Consider the following 20,006-nt stretch of genomic DNA (forward strand, 5'->3'; position numbering starts at 1 on the left):
CGGGACCTGCACGGTGGGCCTATTCCTTCATACGCTGGGGTTGTGCGAAAGTGTGGGGAGGAATGATTCATGTTTTATCATATAAAAGAGCTTCAATATCAAGCAAAGCCAGCTCATCCCGATCCGGTTTATGCGAAAAAACTTCAAGAGGTGCTCGGCGGCCAATTCGGTGAAATTAGCGTCATGATGCAGTATTTGTTTCAAGGGTTTAACTGCAGGGCGGATGCTAAGTATAAAGATTTGTTATATGATGTGGGGACCGAAGAGATTGGCCACGTAGAAATGCTGGCAACGATGATTTCCAGGCTTCTGGACAATGCACCCGCGGATGTACAGGAGGATGCTTATAAAAGCAATCCCGCTATCGCAGCAGTCATGTCAGGGATGAATCCTCAGCACGCGATTGTGTCCGGATTGGGGGCGATGGCATCAGATAGTGAGGGCTATCCGTGGAATGCAAAATACATTATCTCAAGCGGAAACCTGCTGGCCGATTTTCGCGCTAACTTAAATGCGGAGGCCCAAGGACGCCTTCAGGTGACACGGCTTTATGCCATGACCGATGATCCAGGGGTAAGAGATATGCTGTCATTTTTGATTGCAAGGGATACCTATCATCAAAATATGTGGTACGCTGCCATTAAAGAGCTGGAGGAAAGAGAACGGGATATTGTCGTCCCGACGACGTTTCCGCGTGAGCTCGAAAAGCAGGAAGTCTCCTATGACCTGTTTAACTTTTCCAGGGGGGATGAAAGCTCACAAGGAAGATGGGCACATGGGGAAGCCTTTGACGGCCGGGGTGAATTCAGGTATATCCCGGCTCCGATTGCGTTCGCATCTGCGCCTCATCTTAAACCGGCGCCCATGTGGCTGCATAATACAGTTCCCCCAATGTCGAAATGTTAGGTTCTCTTCTGGGCTGAGGAATATATCCTTAGCCCGTATTTGATCAGATGTTTTTGCCAATATGATATAACGCTTTTTCCTCAGCAACATGCAAGTGCTGCTGATCGCCTTCCTCGTACGCATGTGGCCGCTTGTGGGATAATAAATAAGCGAGCCGCTTCTGAAATTGAATACCTGCTTTACGCCGTTCAAACATGTCAAGCCTTTTATCAGCAAATTCCTTTGTTACCCGGAATACCGCCGAAATTGTGGCGAGTGCCTGGCTTCTCCATTGCGGCAGTTCCATCTGCAACAGCATAAAGGTTGGCACACAGAAGTGGTACATAAATTGATTTGCCTGAAATTCCTGAAGCTCTCTGAAGAGCTTGTTCATCTGAAAATGATTGCCTGCATGCTTTAACACGTGGCACAGCTCATGGCCAAAATCCTCCCATTGCTCTTCCCGTGACTTTTTTTGGTTCAATACGATACTGTACATGCCGTCGTATTTCACCATCATGCTCCCCATATCCTCAAAATGCACCCAAATATCCAGATCCTTTGCGATTTTCAGCATGTCAATGTGATGAGGGGATGTGATGCCCAGCCGGCCGTATAAATTTTTAACGTATTCCTCCAGATGTGATAAGTAATCGCCCAATTGAATACTCCCTTTCGAACATTTGTTCTGTTTTTAGCGAGAAAGAAAAGCCCGTATAGGACTGGAAAGTAGTGTAGAAATCTTTCCCTTTTCTTTAAAAAATAAACACTTTTTTCTTTATATCGGTCTACTTTTTATATGTTTTAGAGAACAGAGAACGATTTATTTATTTTTCGGTTTGCGGTTTTTCTCTTTTTCTTTTAAATAGTTGATAAATTCGATGGCCTGCTGTTTGCTTTCTGGGGAAAAATCCTGCATATCGCGGTATGCAAGCTGCAGGTCCGGATCTGAGAACATATCGTCATCGGATTTTTTGTCTTTTCCCGTTAATAAGTAATCAGTCGTTACTTGAAAGTAATCAGCCAGCTTTTGGAGTGTGTCGTAATCAGGTTCGCTTCGCCCGTTTTCATAGTGGGAATATCGTGCCCGTGACACACCGATGTGTGATGCGATTTCTTCCTGTGTCCTTTTCCCTCTGAGACTCTTCAATCTGCCGCCTATCATACTATGACCTCTCTTTTTTAAACTCCCTAAGTTACTTATGATTATAGATACAATATGTATCAAAATAAAGTTATGATAAAAAAAGTATCAAAAATAACTTGATGATACAGTTTGTATCGTTTATACTTGGTAACATCCGATACAAAATGTATCAAAAAAGATCAGGAGAGTGATCACATGTATCCGATCCAAATCGTTTTTAGTGAAAATCCCATAGATCAGCGCCATCTCGTACAATCCGGCGGCACCATTTCGTTCACCGCTTGCGGACTTCCGGTGTTTCACTTTGAAACGCAGGAACAGTTTCAAGCATACATGATGTTAAAAGGAGAAGCGGCGTACAATGAAAAACGATAAAAGCTATCCTTTTCCGACGTATTCAGGGTTACTGAATTCAGAACATTATGACAAAATCGGCCCGGCGCTATGGCTGTTTCTCTGGTTTATCAGCTCAACAACAAAAGAAATCGAAAAAGACGGCGTAAGCTGGGGCATCGTCCTTGGCCATAAGCCGTTAAAAGCGAGAGAAATGGCGGCAGTCTTCGGCGTAAGTGAAAAAACCGTCAGAAGATGGCTGGAGCTTCTCGAAAACCATGATTACATAAAGGCCGTCCGTGCGCCATACGGACTGATGATTTCGGTAAAGCATTCCAAAAAATTCAGCTTCAGATCGGACAATACTGTACACGGGAGTCTAAAAGAACGGCCATTTTCGCCGCAGACACCGGACACAAACGACCGTACAGATATAGATAAAACAAACAAATATACTGCTGCTGATGATGCAGTGGATCACATTGCGAAGCGGTTTACACAATTACGGTCGGCTCAAGAAGGACGCACCGTGTATCCTTCCTCAAGAGATTATCAAGCCATCGCCCGCATTGTTGCCATCGGCGTTCCTGTCACGCAAACAATCAAATGGCTTGAAGAATGCTTTCAGGCTTTTGAAAACCGGCGGACCGCCGCTTCTGAAACAATCAAGGCTTTTCGCTACTGCTCGAAATTCATTGAAGATCGATTTTTCGTGCAGCAAGCCAAAAAGAATGCCGCAATTCAGAATGAGAGGATGAAAAAACATGACAAAACGAACAATCGAACAGATTTTGGACGAGCTGAGAAGAGGGAGACGTCCATTACTGGTGGACAAACCGGCCGAATCAGACGTAAGCAGGTATGATTGCCTGCGCTGCAAGGATCAGGGAGGTTATCTCGTCAGGCAGAATGGCCTGGAAGTTTGGACGATGTGCAGCTGCATGGCAGAACGGAAAGTGAAGCGGCTGCTGGGTGCAAGTGAGATTACCCACGCTTTCAGACAGCTGGGCTTCAAGGAATTCCGCACGGAGGGAAAGCCGCAGGCCATAAAAGACGCATTTGAGTGTACAAAAGAGTATGTTGCCGATTATGAACAAATCAAGGATTGCCGAAAAAACAGCATTGCTCTTTTAGGACAGCCTGGATCAGGGAAAACACACCTTTTGACTGCCGCTGCCAACGAATTAATGAGAACATGCTATGTGCCTGTCATTTATTTTCCGTTCGTGGAAGGCTTTACTGATCTGAAAAATGATTTTGCCCTATTAGAAGCGAAGCTGAACCGGATGAAGCAGGCGGATGTGCTGTTCATTGATGATCTGTTTAAACCGGTTAACGGCAAACCCCGCGCTACAGATTGGCAATTAGAGCAAATGTATTCGGTACTCAATTATCGCTACTTAAATCATAAACCGATTTTGCTTTCGAGCGAGCTGACAATTGAAGCACTTGTACGGGTCGATGAAGCGCTCGGCACGAGAATCTATGAGATGTGCAGTGACTATTTAGTGATTATCAAAGGAGCAGCCTACGAGCTTAACCATAGATTGGAGGGCATCAGATAATGTGCAAGCTTTGTCAAACAAAGAAAGTCATTGTGGAACATACCGGTATTGGAGTCGTTTTTCATCCATGTCCGAACTGCCGGTCCGGCACTGATTTAACGCCTGTCATTCAAAAGCTGGAGCAAATGCTGACAGCGGGAAAAGCGAGGCTGAATGTCTATGATTAAACAGCTGACTGCACTAATCGCTTTGCTGTTTCGGGCAAAGCGAACAGAAAAAAACATTGAACAATGGTATAAGGACGACGGGAAGTGAAAGTGTTGGCAAAGACAAAACAGGCAGAGAAAAGCCCTGCACCGTGGCGTGCTGTCCCGTGCGGGGATACGAAACCGATCTATATTTATTCAGCTTACAGTGAAGAAGAAAAAGAAAGATTCCCATATTCAAACGGACGGCTGATTGCCGCTGTATTTGACCTCAGCTCTTATTCGCAAAAAAGCAATGCCGCTTTGATGGCCGCTGCGCCTGAATTGCTGGAAGCGTCTAAAGCAGCACTTGATTTTCTGAAGGGAAATTCTGTTCATTCAAAGGAGCGCATCATTCAGCTATTAGAAAAAGCCGAAGCAAGCGCTGCACCGAAAAAGGGAGGAAAAGAAACATGATTCATCCTAAAAAACTGCTACATATCGATTCCATCACGCTTAAGAGCCAGCTGGAGGAAGGGAAAATCCGTGTCATTATTGTGGATGGCATCAAGCAAGAAGCATGGATCACAGAAGCGCCCGAGCATGGAAAAACGCTCGTCGAAACAAGAAAGGGCGATCTTGCCCGTGTGGAATTTGAAATCGGCTACAAATTAAATTAAAGCGAAAACAGAATACGTCCAAGACGGAAAGCCTGCGGACACTGATCAACTGCACAGCATTTGTGCGTTGATTGGTGTCCGTTTTTTATTTGCCAAAAATAAGGAGGATCATAGAATGCAAGACTTACTATTTGAATATAAACGAACGCTCAAACAAACAAGAATGCAATATAAACCGCTCGCTGAGGCAGATGAATCCGCACTCTCAGCTGAAGAGCTGAAGGATAAAAAAATCATCAGAAATATGATTACTGATCTTGAATATGTAACAGAATGGCTTGAAAAAGGAAGGCAGCCCGGCATCAGACGGGCGATTGACCGACGTGATGCCTACCAGCGGCTGATGATCAAGGACCCAAGAATTATCGAATCATTTTCCAGCGCTATGATGTTTGAGCCGGACGGACAGGTATCAGAAGAAGACAGAGAGAGAATTCGAGAAGCATTAGCCCTGTTAACGGACAGAGAAAAGGAAATGTTTTTGCTGCATAAGGTAGAATGTTTTTCTTATGAACGGATCGCCGATCTTCTCGGCGTGAAAAAATCAACAGTGCAAACGACGATTAAACGGGCGAGTTTAAAGATGCAAAGACAGCAGGAAGAAATGAATCGATCACTTGCCTGAAAGCTTGTCATACGTTTGCCACCTATAAGTGAATAGAGCATGACACATAAGCGGCTGGAATGATCAGCCGCTTTTATGAATAAACAACCATGCTGGAGGTGGCGGTGATGCCGTAGCATGAAAACACAACAGCGCGAACAAGCATTAGCAATCTATCAACAACATCAAGGAAAGATCACAAATCGGGCGATTGCGGACACAATCGGTGTTTCCGCGAAAACAATCGGCATCTGGAAAAAACAAGACAAATGGAAAGAGGCCGTGTTTTCTGCGTCCAAAAACGAACAAAAACAGCGACCTATAGACAACGACGAATTAAATGAACGCCAGCGGCTGTTTTGCCTGTATTACGTCAAAAGCTTCAATGCCACACAGTCAGCAATCAAAGCGGGCTATTCTCCGGACAGCGCTCATGTGACGGGCAGCCGGCTCTTAAAAAACGAAAAGGTCGCTGCTGAAATCAGGCGCATAAAAAAAGAAATGGTCAATGAGATGTTTATTGAAGCGATGGATGTGCTGCAGGTTTATATCAAGATCGCGTTTGCGGATATTACGGACTATGTGACCTTTGGAAAAAAAGAGGTCCAGGCTGTCGGGAAATCGGGTCCGCTGTTTGATGAAGATGATAACCCGATTATGAAGGAAATCAGCTTTGTCGATGTCAAAGACTCCGGGCTCGTTGATGGCACCATTGTAACGGAAGCAAAGCTTGGCAAAGAAGGCATTGCCATCAAGCTTGCAGATAAAATGAAGGCGCTTGAGAAGCTATCCTTATATTTTGATTTGTTTCCAGATCAATTTAAACAAAAAATTGAAAGTGAGAAATTGAAGCTTGCCAAACAAAAAGCGGAGAAAACAGATGACAGCCAAGAGCCGATTGAAATTATGATCAAACGAAAAGAGGGCAAGTCATGAATGTAAAAGAAATCAACCCTCATTTCGAAGATTACGTGTTCAATTGGGAGCAGACGTACCAATTTCTTGTCGGCGGCTACGGCTCATCCAAAAGCTATCATACCGCATTGAAAATCGTGCTAAAGCTGCTGAAGGAAAAACGGACGGCCCTTGTGATCCGGGAGGTGTTCGATACCCATCGGGATTCGACCTTCGCCTTGTTTCAAGAGGTGATCGAAGAGCTCGGTCTCACAAAGGCTGTGGTATCTCTTTCTTCCCCGCTGCAGCTGCGATTTTACAATGGCAGCCGGATCATGTTCAAAGGAATGGACAATCCGGCAAAATTAAAATCGGTTCATAACATTTCATTAATATGGATTGAAGAGTGCTCAGAGGTGAAGTATGAGGGGTTCAAGGAGTTAATCGGACGTCTTCGCCATCCTGAGCTAAAGCTTCATATGATCTGTACCACCAATCCCGTCGGCACCTCCAATTGGACGTACCGGCATTTTTTTCGGGATGAACGCAAGAAACGGTTTGTGCTGGATGACAGCGAGCTTTACGAAAAGCGGACGATTGTGAAGGGAGATACGTATTACCATCATTCTACCGCTAACGACAATCTTTTTCTCCCGTCAAGCTATGTGAAACAGCTTGACGGACTCAAAGAGTATGATCCCGACCTGTACCGGATTGCCCGCAAAGGACGATTCGGCGTCAACGGGATCAGGGTGCTGCCGCAGTTCGAGGTACTCCCGCATGATCAAGTGAAAAAATGTATCGCAGCCATCAGCAAGCCAATCTTTCGTACAGGCATGGATTTTGGATTTGAGGAATCCTATAATGCCGTCGTCCGGCTTGCTGTAGATCCTGAAAAAAAATACCTCTACATTTATTGGGAGTATTATCAAAACAAAATGACAGATGACAGGACGGCTGAGGAGCTGCGTGAGTTTATTGAGACACAGGAATTGATCAAAGCCGACTCGGCTGAGCCGAAAAGCATTCAATATTTCCGCCAGCAGGGCTTTCGGATGGTTGGAGCCAGAAAGTTTCCCGGCTCCAGGCTTCAATATACCAAAAAGGTAAAACGGTTCAAAAAAATCTTCTGTTCGGACCGCTGTGAAAATGTCATCTATGAGCTCAAGACACTTACGTATGCCAAAGATAAAAACGGAGCTCTGATTGAGGATGAATTCACAATTGACCCGCATACGCTTTCTGCCATTTGGTATGCGCTTGATGATTATGAGGTTGCTGATATGAAAGAGACAGCACACAAACGAATCCGGCCGAACCGAGAAAGGAGGAGGTCATAAATCATGCACAATCAAACAGTCAGAGCAACTGTATTTAAAGCCAATGCCGCGGCTCCTCAGACAAAGCAAATCTATGAAGATGACTTTTCTGAGCTGTACGGAGAGGACATTATCGCTCCGCCCTACAATATCATCGAGCTCAAAACCATTGCCGAATACTCGACCATTCTTCAGCAATGCATTGATGCGTATAGAGTGAATATTACAGGCTTTGGATTCGATGTTGAGTACACATTTGATGTCAACGCAAGTGATGTCGATCAGGCAAAAAAGAAAAGAGCGGAAAAAGACTGGGCCAGACTCGAAGCCTTTTATAAATGTCTTCACTTTGATGAATCAGCTGAAATGATTTTAGGCTATGCCATCGAAGACAGAGAAAAAACAGGCAACGGATTTATGGAAGTGCTTCGCGACGGGGCGGGAAAACCTGCAGGCATCGAATATTTAGATGTGAAATATATGCGCGTATGCGGAGCAGGCGAGCCTGTAGAGGTCTCATTTGTATATGAAGAAAACGGGAAAATGAAAAGGATCAAAAGGCAAAGACGCTTCCGAAAATATGTGCAGATGATCAATGGAAAGAAAGTATTTTTTAAAGAATACGGCGATCCGCGAAAAATGGATATGCGTACAGGTGAATATGTAAACACATTGGCAGAGAAGTATCAAGCAAATGAAGCCATTCACCTCAAAATTGGAAGCGGCGTATACGGTGTACCCCGCTGGATCGGCAATATTGTCAATTTATACGGAGCCCGAAAAGCAGAAGAGCTCAATTTTATGTATTTTAAGCAGGGGCGTCACGTCCCCGCTGCGATTACAGTGGAAAACGGGATGCTGTCTGAAGCTTCTTACCGGGAGCTGCAGGAATACATGAATGATCTTGAAGGCGTGGAAAACGCCCATAAATTTCTCCTGATCGAAGCGGAAGGAATCGCAAAAGAAAAGGATCTCCATGGAGGCGAGGATATTACGCCGGTTTCCGTGGAAATCAAATCCTTGGCGGAAATTCTCCAAAACGACGCCCTGTTTCTTGAATACGATGAAAAAAGCAGAAATAAGCTGCGTTCCGCGTTCCGTCTCCCGCCGCTGTATACAGGCGAGGCCCAGGAATACAACCGGGCGACAGCGGATACTGCTAGAAAAATTACGGAGGAGCAGGTTTTTCAGCCGGAGCGAAAAACGCTTGTGAATAAACTGAACACGCTGCTTTTGCCGGAGCTGAATATCCATGACGTCAGGCTGACATTAAAAGGACCGGACTTTCGTGATCCGCTTGAGATTGCGAAGGTGCTCGGTCCTTTTATTACAGCCGGAGCAGTCTCGCCGAATGATTTACGCGACCTTGCCGGACGGGTGCTTGGCAAAACACTTGAGGAGTGGCCGGAGGACATTTATAAACGGCCTGCAGGACAGGATGCGGAAAAGACAAACCTGGCTGCGCTCATGGAGGAGTTGAAAGAAAGCATCGAAGCTATCAAAACGTCCTGAAGGGAGGTGAATCAAGCAGGTGGCGCGAGAATTAAGAAATGCCAAAATCAGCTTTGTCAGTTATGTGGACAAGGCGGCTAACCAGACAGAATTTTTCTTTACGAAGTCAGCCGAACCTCCGTCATTTGAAAAAAAGGTTCGGCTGTTTACAAAAAGTGAGCAGGATGAACAAAAGCTCGTGTACGGAATCGTATATGAGCCTGATGTTCCTGATGCCCACGGCGATTTTATGACCGCCGAGGAAATTGAAAAAGCAGCGCACGGTTTTCTCGCGGAGGCACGGGAGATTGATATCAATCACAGCTTTGAGGGCGGGACCGGCGTCGTGGTCGAGTCCTATGTGGCGCCCGATGATTTTATGATCGGGTCAAAGCGGATTACAAAGGGCTCATGGGTACTCGTGACAAGAGCGTCTGACGAGGTGTGGGAACAGATTAAGGCTGGAATTATCACCGGCTACAGCATGGCGGGCACTGCAGATGTGTATGAAGAAGAACCGGTCGAAAAAGCAGGGTTCTTCAGTGTATTCAAGCAAATGCTTGCTGACAAAACAGGGAAGGAGACTGAAGAAATGAGAAAAGAAGACATGAGAGAATCATTCGAGCATGCGCTTTACCCTCTGCTCAAACGGCTTGAACGGATTGAAAAAAACACAGACACGGAGGAAAAGCCGGAGCAGACGGGTGATGACGAGCGTCTGAAAAAGCTCGTTGAAGACATGCTTGCCCCGCTGATCGAACGCATTGAGGCTTTGGAAAAAGCGCGAGGCGCGTCTAAGCAGACAGCGGACGATACGGGCGGCAATACAGAGCAAGTCAAAAAAACAATCTGGAGCGGACTGCTGTAAAACCAGTCAAGGAGGAGGAAATCAATTGAGAAATCAAGAGATCATTCGGAAAGCGGAAATGTCGCTTTCTGCTTTAAAAAGCGGCGGGCTTATGAACCCTGCGCAAGCATCGGCTTTTATCCGCATGGTGCAAAACACGCCGACCATTTTCAGTGAATCCCGCGTGATTCAAATGGAAAATGACTCGCAAAAATTTGAGAAAATCGGCTTCGGCCAGCGTATTCTGCGGGCTGCGCAAGAAGGAAAAGCACTGTCAAACGACGAGCTGACAGTTCCAACGACAAGCACTGTCCAGCTGAACACGAAGGAAGTCATTGCGGAAATTAATATTACGTATGACACACTTGAAAACAATATTGAAAAAGACGGCCTGCAGCAGACAATCATGCAAATTTTAGCAGAGCGCGCAGCCGTTGATATTGAAGAGCTGATCGTTAACGGTGATATAGCATCAGCTGATCCGTATCTGGCACAGCTGGACGGCATCCGTAAACAGGCAGTTTCCCATATCGTTGACATGAACGGTGAAGAACTGTCCAGAGCGACATTCAAGAAAGGCTTAAAGGCAGTTCCGCCGAAATATTTGCGCATCCCTCAGGAATTCAGATTCTATACGTCTCACGGCTTAGAAGTTGAATGGAAGGACCGCGTGGCAGACCGCCAGACAAACCTTGGGGACCAGGCTGTTCAGGGCGGCTTGTCAACAGCATTCGGCGTACCGGTCAAAGGGGTATCCAATATTCAGCCGTACACAGTCGGTGAGGGAGACGCGCAATATGACGCTTCTGATATCATTCTCACACATCCGAAAAATATCATTCTCGGCTTCTCCCGCAATATCCGAATTGAAGTCGACAAAGACATCCGCTCCCGTAAATTCATTATTGTCTTAACGGCCAAGCTGGACAGCAAGTTCGAGGAAGAGGATGCCTGCGCGAAATTAATTAACGTAAAAGAATAATAGAAACGAGGTGGTCAGCTCATGCTCATTGAACCGACTGACGTAGCCTCCTATTCGGTCTATAATCGGGTGAAAAACAGGCCGGAAGAGCTGCTGGCGCAGGATATCATCGAGGCGGAAGCAGAAGCGGCTCTCATCACGGGCCACCGCTTTGAAGACAGCTTGTATGATCCGCTGCCCGGTAAGGTGAAGTTGGCTTTAGTAAAGCTTGCCCAGTATTTTGCGCTTGTCAACAGCGATGAATCTGCCTCATCAAGCTATCAGTCTGAGAAAATGGGGGATTATTCCTACACGGTTTCCGGAGAAGGCGGGATTCAGCGGCCTGAGGTGTATCATTTGCTCGAAGAGTTTATCAAGCCGGGCTACGTCCCTGAATCCTCCAGACTGAAGGTGAGATCTTTATGAGCTACAAGCAGATGCTCATTCACCGTTGCGATATTTATCATGAAGCAGCGCAAGCGCCGTCTGCAGGCCGATTTGGGATTCCGGCAGACAGGCTGCAGCCGGTGATTTCATATCCGGATACACCCGATGAACAAGATGTCCCTTGTTATTTTACCGAAAAAACGCAGCAGCTGATTCAGGAGGAGCCGGATCAAACTGTATATCATAGCTTTCTCGTCCATTTTCCGTTGTCAGCGGACATCCGCGTGAACGATAAAATCATTTGGGAGAATCATAAATATATACTAAAGCTGCCGAAAAGGATCAGACATCATCATTGGGAGGTCATCGCAGTCAGGGATGAAAGCCTATGAAAATAGCGGGATTGAAACAGCTGAACACGGCATTAAAAGAAGCGGCTTCAGGCGGTTTTTCCAGACAGGCGTCCCGGTGGCTTGAGGAGTGCGGGCAAGATTTTCTGGAGATCGTCCAATCTGAACTCATCAGCACACAAACGATTGATACAGAAAAACTGCTCAGTTCCTTTAAGAAAGGCGCAGAGGACAATCTCTGGATTGTGCAAAGCGGCGGGCTTTCGCTTGAGGTGGGGACACAGCTTGATTACGCCTCATTTCTTAATGACGGCCATTGGACGTCAAAACAAGATGTGAGATGGGTGCCGGGGCGTTTTCAAGGCTCACGGTTTATTTATGATCCAGCGGCTTCAACGGGAATGGCGCTCAAGAGAAAATGGATACCGGGCACGGGCTACTGGGATCATGCACTGCTTTTATATGAACAGCTGTTTGAAAAATCGCTGGAAAGCAAACTGGGCCAGTGGCTGAAGAAGCTGTAAAGGAGGAGCAGGATGAACAGTGAAACAGGATCGATCATGGCGTTTTTGTACAGCCGGTGGTCTGTTCCCATTTATGAACGCGAGCTTCCTGATCGCTTTCAGGTGCCGTCGTTATACGTCCCGTCACCATCTGTTTTCGAGGAAACAGATACGGTTTCCACATTTAAAAAAACCTACAGTCTCAATGTAAAACTGTTTCATCTGGACTCCGTTCAGGCGCTGGATGAAGCGGACAGGCTCGCGGATGCCATCAGAGAAGCGAGAAATATGATTCCGCTGCTGAGTGAATCCGGCGAGAAGACGGGGGATATGGTTCGCATCTCCCAAATCGAGACAAGGGTAGGAGACAGAGGCGAGGCGGCCATGGTGATCAGGTGGAGCAGCCGATATTATTATCACAAAACAGAACAGCCTGTCTTACAGGATATCGACATGAACAGCGGGGTGAAATAAACGGTGAAGGACAAACAACAGAAGAAGGCTGTACATACAAAGAGCCGGGAAGCTCTATTTGATACAGCGGATTTGATTAAGCACGCGAAGGAACTGTTCGGCGTTAAGCCGGATATTCTTCAGGGGGCTTTATTTGGCGTGGATCAACCACGTATGACGAAATCAGAAGCCAACCAATTGATTCAAACATTTCTAACCAAGGAGGTCATGTCATCATGAATGGCGGAACATTTACAACAGGCAAAGAAAAAGAACGAGCAGGCATTTATTTTAACTTTAAAACGACGGCACAGGAGCGGGTATCACTCAGTGAACGGGGAACAGTCGCACTTCCGGTCGCATCAAGCTGGGGCGAAGCGAAAACGTTCGTCTCCATTTCCAGCATTGAAGACCTGAACAAAAAAGTAGGCCTCAGCATTGATGACCCGTCTTTATTGCTGCTGCGTGAAGCGAAGAAAAATGCGAAAACGGTATTGATGTACCGTCTAACCGAAGGTGTCCGAGCGTCTGCTGATATTGCTGAAGGCGTCAAAGCAACTGCAGTATATGGCGGAACAAAAGGAAATGACATTATCATCCGCATCAATCAAAATGTGCTGGATGCTAATTCTTTCGATGTGACAACATATATGGACGAATCAGAGGTTGATAAACAGACTGTCAAAAAGGCTGAAGAATTAACAGCTAACGGCTATGTCACTTTTACCGGAACAGGCGATCTTTCTTCAACGATTCCTCTCACTGGATCAGAAGGAGACACTGCAGCTGAGACGCTGAATGCATCCGCGGGCATCCGTTTATCCGGCGGTACGGATAAAGCCCCTGTCAACTCCGACTATACAGATTTCTTAGCCGCGGCTGAAACGGAGAGCTTTGATGTGATTGCGCTGCCTGTTGCAGAAGGTGACCAGTTGAAGGCGACGTTTGCTGCTTTCATTAAACGCCTGCGCGACGGCCAAGGACAAAAAGTGCAAGGCGTCACAGCCAATTATGCCGGTGATTATGAAGGCATCATCAACGTAACTGAGGGTGTGCTGCTTGAAGATGGCACGGAAGTTACACCGGACAAAGCAACAGCTTGGGTAGCCGGAGCGAGTGCAGGAGCAACCTTTAACCAATCACTTACATTTGTAGAGTACGAAGGCGCAGTTGATGTGTTACACCGCCTTGACCACGATACGATTGTTGAACGTTTGGGTAAAGGTGAATTTTTATTTACATTCGACGCCCGCGATAAATCCGTCAGCGTAGAAAAGGACATTAACTCACTCGTGACGTTCACAGCTGAGAAAAACAAGAAATTTGCAAAGAACAAAATCGTTCGTGTCCTGGATGCTGTGAATAATGATTTAACACGCGAGCTGAAAGCCTTAATTAAATCAAGAAAAGGCAGCGGAAGCGATATCCCGGCATCTGAAGACGGACTGCAGTATGTAAAAACGATGATCACGCAATACATGACAACGCTTCAGGATGCGGGCGGCATCACTGGCTTTGATTCCGATGAAGATATCACAATTTCAATGAATGAAGATCGTGACGGCTTCTTGATTGACCTGGCTGTACAGCCTGTCGATGCAGCAGAAAAATTCTACTTTAATGTGGAGGTAAACTAATATGGCATTAAAAGCACAAAACACAATCTCAGGAAAAGAAGGCCGCTTATTTCTCGATGGTGAGGAAATGGCGCACATCAAAACATTTGAAGCAAACGTTGAGAAAAACAAATCTGAAGTCAACATTATGGGCCGCCGCATGACAGGCCATAAAACAACAGGGGCAAATGGAACAGGGACCGCAACGTTCTACAAAGTCACATCAAAATTCGTGCTATTGATGATGGACTATGTCAAAAAAGGCAGCGACCCTTATTTCACACTCCAAGCCGTGCTGGATGATCAATCCTCCGGCCGAGGCACAGAGCGAGTCACGCTGTACGACGTCAACTTTGACTCTGCCAAAATCGCAAGCCTTGATGTCGATTCAGAAGCGTTAGAGGAAGAAGTTCCATTTACATTCGAAGATTTCGACGTCCCTGAAAAGCTATCTGACACGTTTTAATAAAACATGAATCAGCCCATACGCAGACCTTTCTCAGAAAGGTCTGTTTTTTTACAAGATGAAACTAAACAATAGACAAGGGAGTTTTTTACATGAGCGAGAAGAACGAAAACGTATATGATCTTTCCTTTTTTATGCCGGGAAAAACAATTGAAGCTGAGGAAATCAAAGTGCCGATCTCAAAGCGTTTTGTTGATAAAAAAGGGAATGTCATTCCGTTTATTTTAAAACCAATTACTACTGAACGTATTGATGAATTAGAGAAAGAAAACACCACATTTAAAAATGTGAAAGGCCGCGGCCGTGTCAAAGATTTAGACTCTCAGCGCTTTTATGCGAGAATTGCCATCGAATCTACTATTTATCCTGATTTTCGTTCAAAAGATTTAAGGGAAGCATACAAAACTGCGGATCCGGTAGAAGTTGCCAAACGTGTATTATCTGTTGGGGGAGAGTATGCGAACTGGCTGAATAAAGCAATTGAAATCAATGGTTTTGAAGATGATCTTGAAGATCTAGAAGAAGAAGCAAAAAACTAGTAAAGGATGGCGATAAGGAAGCTGTGTATTTGTACTATGCAATGCATGAGCTTCATTACTCGCCATCCCAACTTCTTGAATTATATGAAGCACCAAAACATTTTAAAGCTCTTTTATTTGGGTTGATAGGTTATAAGCTAGATCTATTAGAAAAAGAATCAAGGAGAGGAGGGAACTAATATCGCAAAATTAACAGCCCGTTTTGATCTCGAAGACAAGGTATCTAAAAAACTAAAACGGATACATAAAGGATTCCAAGAGGTCGAAAAAAAAGTCAAAACCATTAATCGGCAAATCAAAATCAGTATCAGAGCGGAAGATCAGGCATTTTACCGGCTGAGAAAAATAAACGACTATATCATTTTGAAATTCGCGAAATCGCTTGAAATTAAAGTTGTACTTGATGACCAAGTCACTTCAAAGCTTGATGCAATTGAAAGAAAACTTAAACGGCTGCCGAAAGAAACGAAGCTGACTGTCTCTTTGGTAGACCGGACAGCAGCTGCGTATAAAAAAATAAAGAAGATGCTTTCTAATCAAAAGCTATCATTCCTTTTGATTCCAGATGACAAGGTTACTTCTACAGTTAAAAGGATTATCGGTTATATTAAGAAAAATTTGAAAAACGGATACACAGTAAAACTAAAGGTCATCGATGAAATCACCAAAACAGTTAATCGATTAACAGCCCTTCTAAGGAAATTTGAAAAAACCTATTATGTAAAAGTGGTTGTTAAGACAAAAATATCAGACAAAATCAATAAAAAAGAAAGCCCGATTAACAAAGAAACTTCTAAGAAAGAATCAGACAAATCCTCAGATAAAGGCTCTGATAAAAACTCAGATCAAAAACCTGGATGGGTCGGAAAAATAAAAGGCTGGCTGAAGGATTGGTGGACAAAATCAGCTTGGCCTTGGATTAAAGATACACTCAATGAAATAGGCAAAGCTTTTTTGGATCGTTTCAAAGAGAGATTGATAGAAAAGCTGAAAAATGACGTGTTTGATAAGATCATTGATAAAATTCTAGGACCACAAAAAAAGGACGATTCTGGTGAAAATTCTGACACGGATAAAAAAGTCCTTAACCGTAATACAGGAGGAAATTGTTGCTGTGACTGCTGTGAAGGCGGTATCAGTCCGGGCACTAAAAATAAAAAAACTTATAGAAAAAAGAAAAGTCCCACAAAGGCTCCAAACAGAACACTCAAGGTTCCTGGAGAGGTGATAAGAAGACGCCAAAGCGGCACACCTGCTGAAAGTGCACCTAGGACCTCGGGTTCCAAGTTAAAGAACTGGCTTGGAGGCTTAAAATCGCTAGGGAAAGATTCATCCAAACTAGGTAAAGCGTTCAGAGGAATGGGAAAGGCTGTTCCATACGTAGGATCTGCTTTAGCGGTGTTTGATTTAGCTGGAATCAATAAAGATAATGCTGGCGAAAAGGTTGGTTCAATTGGAGGACGCATTGCCGGAGCGGAAGCTGGTGCAACAGCCGGAGCGGAAGCTGGTGCAACGATTGGATCTTTCGTTGGTCCGGAAGGTACAGCAATCGGCGGGGCAATCGGCGGAATTGGCGGCGGATTAGTAGGCGGAATTGGCGGCGAAGAAGCAGGTAAGAACATTGGTAAGATGTTTGATACTTCTAACTTAAAGGAGAGCATAAGCAATTCACTATTTAACAAAGAGTGGTGGAGTGGAAAATGGAACTCCATTTCTGATACTGCCAATGGGGCTATTACTTGGATTGAAGATACATGGAGTAAAGTTTCAACTTGGTTTGACCAGTATGTGTTTACACCTATTTATAATGTTGCTGTACCTGTAATTAATTTTATAGTAGGATTGTTTGCCTATGCATGGGATGGCATATTGGCAGTATGGAACATTGTCTACCCGTGGTTTAAGGATAACGTGTGGGATCCAATAAGCGGAGCAGTTACTAATGTTGCTACAACGATATGGACTGGGTTGTGCAACGCCTGGACGGTTATTTCAGGCATATGGTCTACTGTTTCAACATGGTTTATGGACAATGTGTGGAATCCTGTAAGTGAAGCCGTAACCACTGCGGCAACATGGATTTGGAGTAAGATCAATGATGCATGGACAATGATTTCCAATATTTGGACAGGGGTATCGAATTGGTTTTATGATAATGTATGGAACCCAATCGTCAAAAAAGTAGAAGATATTAAAACTTCAATAAAAGAAAAATTCGATGATGCAAGGAAATTTTTTGAGGATGCATGGGATGGAATTGAAACTTGGTTTAATGAACATGTGAAAGATCCATTGGTTAAAGTATCAGAGAAAATTGCTGAGAAATTTCAATGGCTATTCGATTTAAAAGATTCAGTTGGTGGTTTCGTTGCAAAAGTAATACACAGGGGGGAAGAAGTTACTCACCTCAAGAAAAAACCAAGCAAAAAGGATTCGAAAGAGAAAAAAACTAGTTCCAAACCAACTACTAATAACATTTTTGCTCAATCTCCATCAAATAATAATATGACTGTTTTTCAACAAGCACTAGATCAGAACGCCACAGGCGGCTACATCACCAAACCAACCATCTCTTGGATCGGTGAAGCCGGCAAGGAATTCGTTATCCCGGTTGATAACAACCGAGGCCGGGGGAAGATGCTTCTTTCACAAGCGGCGTCTAAGCTGGGTATGCAAGTTGTAGACGACATGGGCGCAGCTTCGTCTTCTGGCGGAAGTCCAGGATCTGTTTCAGGAGGAGCAGCTGTCAGTCCTCTATCAGGCTCAGCCTCCCCAGTAATGAACACTGCAAATCTTACAGGCCAAGCGTCCACACTCGGACAGCAATTTTCAGAAGGCTTTGGTAAAGGCATCAGCGATCAGCCGGTCAAAATGGAAGACTGGAAAAAGAAAAACATCAATACGCCATTTACACAAATGATTTCTGCTTCACCAAATTACGGTAAACAAATGGTAAGCGGGTATGCCAAGGGCCAAAACGGTACAGCAACCGGAACGGACGGCTTTTTGCAATCAAAAGTTAAAACGCCGTATCAAGCCACTGTGAACAAATCGTCTTCATGGGGCACAGGAACGGTCAAAGGCTTTGCGCAAGGACAAAACTCAACCCAAACAGGGACTGCACAGTATGTGAGTACACATGTTGACAAACCGTTCCTGCGTTCAAAAGACACATCGAACAGCTGGGGCTCCGGTTTGATCGGAAACTTTGTGACAGGCATGAATTCTAAATCCAGTGAAGTAAAACAAGCAGCAAAGGATATGGCCAAGAGAGTGGAGCAGGCTTTCCGTGAGGAGCTAGATATTCATTCACCTTCCCGTGTCATGATGAGCTTGGGGCGTTTTGCTTCTATTGGTGTTGTCAAAGGCCTTGGCTCAGTAGATGTAAAGAAATTTGCTGAAAAACAAGCCGGATCACTGGCGGCTGCCTATTCCGGAATGGGAGCCATGGGCGGGAACGTAAAACAATGGATTATGGCTGCTCTCATGGCCACCAAGACACCGGTGAGCTGGCTTCCGGGACTCATGACGATTGCGCAGCATGAATCCGGAGGCAATCCGAATGCAATTAACTTGTGGGACAGCAACGCAAAAGCGGGGCATCCGTCACAAGGGCTGATGCAGACCATCCCAAGCACCTTTAATGACCATAAAGCACCGGGGATGGGTAACATTAAAAATCCGATTCACAACGCAGCTGCTGCGATCGGCTACATTAAAAGCAGATATGGATCAATCAACAATGTGCCGGGTATTAAAAGCTTGAATCATGGCGGACCGTATGTTGGTTACGCAAACGGCGGGCTGATTACAAAAGAACAAATTGCCCGTGTCGGAGAAGGAAACAAGCGGGAATGGATCATTCCGGAGGAGCGAGGCATCCGCGGCCGCTACCTCCTTCAGAGAGCCGCGCAAGCTCTTGGTATGGAAGTGACAGATCCGTCTCAATCCCAGCAGTCTGAGCTTTCTTCAGGACAAGTTTCCGCTGTTACTTCAGCTAGCCAGCCAACCGCAACGGTTTCCGGATCAAAAGAGATTTATATTCAATTTAACGGAGACCAGCACTTCCATAATGGACAGGACGCTGAAACCCTTGCAGCGAAAATCAAGCAGGCACTTATAGACGAACTGCAAAAGGATATCAATATTGGAACGAAGGGAGTCGTTGCATTTGACTAAATCCGTATATGAATTTTGGATTTCACAAGGGAAGGACAAGCTGCGGCTCCCCGTTCTTCCCGACCAGCTGAATATTTCAAATACGGTTCAGAATGAGACGGTTAAAGTAGCCAAGTTCGGTGACCTTACATTTATTGACGAACAAGGAGCGAAAGAAATTTCGTTCTCTTCGTTTTTCCCGAAGAAATACAGCCCAATAGCTGAATATCAAACCTTCCCGTCGCCGGAAAATGCGATATCAAAAATTGAGAAATGGATGAATGCCAAAAAACCGGTCCAGTTTTTGATTACGGGAACTAAAGTGAATTTAACATGCAGCATTGAAGGTTTTTCCTATAGCGAAGGCCAGCAGGATATAGGTGATCGCACCTTTGATATTCAATTAAAAGAATACAAAACCGCTTCCCCGCGGAAAATCAAGCAGAAGAAAAAAACAAAGGCAAAACGTCCGTCGAAGGCTGCGCCGAAGACGTACACAGTGAAAAAGGGAGACACGCTATGGGACATTGCAGGCAGATTTTACGGGAACAGCACTCAATGGCGCAAAATTTGGAACGCCAATAAAACAGCAATGATCAAACGAAGCAAACGGAACATCAGGCAGCCGGGCCACTGGATTTTTCCCGGCCAAAAATTAAAGATACCGCAATGAAACAGGTGAT

Annotated in this window: 26 protein-coding genes; 24 read left to right on the forward strand and 2 right to left on the reverse strand. The window is 45.1% G+C overall.

Annotated features, from left to right (window positions below):
* The first annotated feature begins 69 nt into the window (after window positions 1-69).
* On the forward strand, window positions 70-906 hold the full coding sequence (locus AC0OMU_RS03380; protein ID WP_003245071.1) for a manganese catalase: 837 nt from the start codon (window positions 70-72) through the stop codon (window positions 904-906).
* A gap of 43 nt (window positions 907-949) precedes the next feature.
* Here AC0OMU_RS03380 and AC0OMU_RS03385 read toward each other — a convergent pair whose 3' ends face one another.
* Together AC0OMU_RS03385 and xre are read right to left on the reverse strand one after the other, a co-directional pair.
* A complete protein-coding gene (locus AC0OMU_RS03385; RefSeq protein WP_015483120.1) occupies window positions 950-1,546 on the reverse strand; it encodes an ImmA/IrrE family metallo-endopeptidase in 597 nt (198 codons plus the stop codon).
* Between the two features lie 162 nt (window positions 1,547-1,708).
* Window positions 1,709-2,050, reverse strand: a complete 342-nt coding sequence (gene xre, locus AC0OMU_RS03390; protein WP_003232719.1) for an HTH-type transcriptional regulator Xre — start codon at window positions 2,048-2,050, stop codon at window positions 1,709-1,711.
* 177 nt (window positions 2,051-2,227) lie between these two features.
* On the opposite strand from xre, the gene AC0OMU_RS03395 reads away from it, so the two are divergent.
* The 23 genes from AC0OMU_RS03395 (at window position 2,228) to AC0OMU_RS03505 (ending at window position 19,996) form a co-directional block, all read left to right on the forward strand.
* Window positions 2,228-2,407, forward strand: a complete 180-nt coding sequence (locus AC0OMU_RS03395) for a hypothetical protein (RefSeq protein ID WP_015383422.1) — start codon at window positions 2,228-2,230, stop codon at window positions 2,405-2,407.
* Window positions 2,394-3,230, forward strand: coding sequence for a phage portal protein (locus AC0OMU_RS03400; RefSeq protein WP_327844305.1), 837 nt, complete (start codon window positions 2,394-2,396; stop codon window positions 3,228-3,230). Before AC0OMU_RS03395 ends, AC0OMU_RS03400 begins: the two co-directional genes overlap by 14 nt.
* Window positions 3,130-3,930, forward strand: a complete 801-nt coding sequence (locus tag AC0OMU_RS03405) for an ATP-binding protein (protein WP_080030662.1) — start codon at window positions 3,130-3,132, stop codon at window positions 3,928-3,930. The genes AC0OMU_RS03400 and AC0OMU_RS03405 overlap by 101 nt, the downstream gene beginning before the upstream one ends.
* Entirely contained in the window at window positions 3,930-4,097 is a 168-nt protein-coding gene (locus AC0OMU_RS03410; protein ID WP_015383425.1) for a hypothetical protein, read from the forward strand. The genes AC0OMU_RS03405 and AC0OMU_RS03410 overlap by 1 nt, the downstream gene beginning before the upstream one ends.
* A gap of 84 nt (window positions 4,098-4,181) precedes the next feature.
* Window positions 4,182-4,532: a phage-like element PBSX protein XkdD gene (gene xkdD, locus AC0OMU_RS03415; RefSeq protein ID WP_015383426.1), complete on the forward strand. Its 351-nt coding sequence runs from the start codon at window positions 4,182-4,184 to the stop codon at window positions 4,530-4,532.
* Window positions 4,529-4,735 carry a phage-like element PBSX protein XtrA gene (gene xtrA, locus AC0OMU_RS03420; RefSeq protein ID WP_014476537.1) on the forward strand — a complete coding sequence of 69 codons (207 nt, stop codon included), beginning with the start codon at window positions 4,529-4,531 and terminating at the stop codon, window positions 4,733-4,735. Before xkdD ends, xtrA begins: the two co-directional genes overlap by 4 nt.
* A gap of 115 nt (window positions 4,736-4,850) precedes the next feature.
* On the forward strand, window positions 4,851-5,360 hold the full coding sequence (locus AC0OMU_RS03425; RefSeq protein WP_015483123.1) for a sigma-70 family RNA polymerase sigma factor: 510 nt from the start codon (window positions 4,851-4,853) through the stop codon (window positions 5,358-5,360).
* 117 nt (window positions 5,361-5,477) lie between these two features.
* Window positions 5,478-6,275 (forward strand): phage terminase small subunit, encoded by a 798-nt coding sequence (xtmA, locus tag AC0OMU_RS03430; RefSeq protein ID WP_063335085.1) that lies wholly within the window; start codon window positions 5,478-5,480, stop codon window positions 6,273-6,275.
* Complete coding sequence (locus AC0OMU_RS03435) at window positions 6,272-7,573, forward strand: PBSX family phage terminase large subunit (protein ID WP_063335086.1); 1,302 nt, start codon at window positions 6,272-6,274, stop codon at window positions 7,571-7,573. The genes xtmA and AC0OMU_RS03435 overlap by 4 nt, the downstream gene beginning before the upstream one ends.
* Before the next feature lie 3 nt (window positions 7,574-7,576).
* Entirely contained in the window at window positions 7,577-9,064 is a 1,488-nt protein-coding gene (locus AC0OMU_RS03440) for a phage portal protein (RefSeq protein ID WP_063335087.1), read from the forward strand.
* A gap of 19 nt (window positions 9,065-9,083) precedes the next feature.
* Window positions 9,084-9,911: an XkdF-like putative serine protease domain-containing protein gene (locus AC0OMU_RS03445; RefSeq protein WP_181218948.1), complete on the forward strand. Its 828-nt coding sequence runs from the start codon at window positions 9,084-9,086 to the stop codon at window positions 9,909-9,911.
* Window positions 9,912-9,936: 25 nt separating this feature from the next.
* Window positions 9,937-10,872: a phage major capsid protein gene (locus tag AC0OMU_RS03450; protein ID WP_181218950.1), complete on the forward strand. Its 936-nt coding sequence runs from the start codon at window positions 9,937-9,939 to the stop codon at window positions 10,870-10,872.
* 21 nt (window positions 10,873-10,893) lie between these two features.
* Window positions 10,894-11,277 (forward strand): protein YqbG, encoded by a 384-nt coding sequence (gene yqbG, locus AC0OMU_RS03455; RefSeq protein WP_015383431.1) that lies wholly within the window; start codon window positions 10,894-10,896, stop codon window positions 11,275-11,277.
* Window positions 11,274-11,630 (forward strand): YqbH/XkdH family protein, encoded by a 357-nt coding sequence (locus AC0OMU_RS03460; protein WP_015383432.1) that lies wholly within the window; start codon window positions 11,274-11,276, stop codon window positions 11,628-11,630. The genes yqbG and AC0OMU_RS03460 overlap by 4 nt, the downstream gene beginning before the upstream one ends.
* A complete protein-coding gene (locus tag AC0OMU_RS03465; RefSeq protein WP_015383433.1) occupies window positions 11,627-12,112 on the forward strand; it encodes an HK97 gp10 family phage protein in 486 nt (161 codons plus the stop codon). The genes AC0OMU_RS03460 and AC0OMU_RS03465 overlap by 4 nt, the downstream gene beginning before the upstream one ends.
* Window positions 12,113-12,124: 12 nt before the next feature.
* Window positions 12,125-12,565 carry a phage portal protein gene (locus AC0OMU_RS03470; RefSeq protein WP_322839561.1) on the forward strand — a complete coding sequence of 147 codons (441 nt, stop codon included), beginning with the start codon at window positions 12,125-12,127 and terminating at the stop codon, window positions 12,563-12,565.
* Between the two features lie 3 nt (window positions 12,566-12,568).
* On the forward strand, window positions 12,569-12,784 hold the full coding sequence (locus tag AC0OMU_RS03475) for a YqzN/YkzM domain-containing protein (RefSeq protein ID WP_015383435.1): 216 nt from the start codon (window positions 12,569-12,571) through the stop codon (window positions 12,782-12,784).
* Window positions 12,781-14,181: a phage tail sheath family protein gene (locus tag AC0OMU_RS03480; protein ID WP_015383436.1), complete on the forward strand. Its 1,401-nt coding sequence runs from the start codon at window positions 12,781-12,783 to the stop codon at window positions 14,179-14,181. Before AC0OMU_RS03475 ends, AC0OMU_RS03480 begins: the two co-directional genes overlap by 4 nt.
* Before the next feature lies 1 nt (window position 14,182).
* Complete coding sequence (locus tag AC0OMU_RS03485; protein WP_003232677.1) at window positions 14,183-14,626, forward strand: phage tail tube protein; 444 nt, start codon at window positions 14,183-14,185, stop codon at window positions 14,624-14,626.
* Between the two features lie 92 nt (window positions 14,627-14,718).
* Window positions 14,719-15,165, forward strand: coding sequence for a phage tail assembly chaperone (locus AC0OMU_RS03490; protein WP_003232676.1), 447 nt, complete (start codon window positions 14,719-14,721; stop codon window positions 15,163-15,165).
* A gap of 29 nt (window positions 15,166-15,194) precedes the next feature.
* Complete coding sequence (locus tag AC0OMU_RS03495) at window positions 15,195-15,344, forward strand: hypothetical protein (protein ID WP_003239113.1); 150 nt, start codon at window positions 15,195-15,197, stop codon at window positions 15,342-15,344.
* Window position 15,345: 1 nt separating this feature from the next.
* On the forward strand, window positions 15,346-19,344 hold the full coding sequence (locus tag AC0OMU_RS03500) for a transglycosylase SLT domain-containing protein (protein WP_474241183.1): 3,999 nt from the start codon (window positions 15,346-15,348) through the stop codon (window positions 19,342-19,344).
* Complete coding sequence (locus tag AC0OMU_RS03505) at window positions 19,337-19,996, forward strand: LysM peptidoglycan-binding domain-containing protein (protein WP_015383438.1); 660 nt, start codon at window positions 19,337-19,339, stop codon at window positions 19,994-19,996. The genes AC0OMU_RS03500 and AC0OMU_RS03505 overlap by 8 nt, the downstream gene beginning before the upstream one ends.
* Window positions 19,997-20,006 lie beyond the last annotated feature (10 nt).

The sequence above is a fragment of the Bacillus sp. FAU18 genome (genome assembly GCF_056033885.1).

Bases quoted from the DNA above. Each gene is read 5' to 3' on its own strand.
- AC0OMU_RS03380 (WP_003245071.1), top strand. From the start codon at position 70: ATGTTTTATCATATAAAAGAGCTTCAATATCAAGCAAAGCCAGCTCAT.
- xre (WP_003232719.1), bottom strand. From the start codon at position 2,050: ATGATAGGCGGCAGATTGAAGAGTCTCAGAGGGAAAAGGACACAGGAA.
- AC0OMU_RS03395 (WP_015383422.1), top strand. From the start codon at position 2,228: ATGTATCCGATCCAAATCGTTTTTAGTGAAAATCCCATAGATCAGCGC.
- AC0OMU_RS03400 (WP_327844305.1), top strand. From the start codon at position 2,394: ATGAAAAACGATAAAAGCTATCCTTTTCCGACGTATTCAGGGTTACTG.
- AC0OMU_RS03405 (WP_080030662.1), top strand. From the start codon at position 3,130: ATGACAAAACGAACAATCGAACAGATTTTGGACGAGCTGAGAAGAGGG.
- AC0OMU_RS03410 (WP_015383425.1), top strand. From the start codon at position 3,930: ATGTGCAAGCTTTGTCAAACAAAGAAAGTCATTGTGGAACATACCGGT.
- xtrA (WP_014476537.1), top strand. From the start codon at position 4,529: ATGATTCATCCTAAAAAACTGCTACATATCGATTCCATCACGCTTAAG.
- AC0OMU_RS03425 (WP_015483123.1), top strand. From the start codon at position 4,851: ATGCAAGACTTACTATTTGAATATAAACGAACGCTCAAACAAACAAGA.
- xtmA (WP_063335085.1), top strand. From the start codon at position 5,478: ATGAAAACACAACAGCGCGAACAAGCATTAGCAATCTATCAACAACAT.
- AC0OMU_RS03435 (WP_063335086.1), top strand. From the start codon at position 6,272: ATGAATGTAAAAGAAATCAACCCTCATTTCGAAGATTACGTGTTCAAT.
- AC0OMU_RS03440 (WP_063335087.1), top strand. From the start codon at position 7,577: ATGCACAATCAAACAGTCAGAGCAACTGTATTTAAAGCCAATGCCGCG.
- yqbG (WP_015383431.1), top strand. From the start codon at position 10,894: ATGCTCATTGAACCGACTGACGTAGCCTCCTATTCGGTCTATAATCGG.
- AC0OMU_RS03460 (WP_015383432.1), top strand. From the start codon at position 11,274: ATGAGCTACAAGCAGATGCTCATTCACCGTTGCGATATTTATCATGAA.
- AC0OMU_RS03465 (WP_015383433.1), top strand. From the start codon at position 11,627: ATGAAAATAGCGGGATTGAAACAGCTGAACACGGCATTAAAAGAAGCG.
- AC0OMU_RS03470 (WP_322839561.1), top strand. From the start codon at position 12,125: ATGAACAGTGAAACAGGATCGATCATGGCGTTTTTGTACAGCCGGTGG.
- AC0OMU_RS03480 (WP_015383436.1), top strand. From the start codon at position 12,781: ATGAATGGCGGAACATTTACAACAGGCAAAGAAAAAGAACGAGCAGGC.
- AC0OMU_RS03485 (WP_003232677.1), top strand. From the start codon at position 14,183: ATGGCATTAAAAGCACAAAACACAATCTCAGGAAAAGAAGGCCGCTTA.
- AC0OMU_RS03490 (WP_003232676.1), top strand. From the start codon at position 14,719: ATGAGCGAGAAGAACGAAAACGTATATGATCTTTCCTTTTTTATGCCG.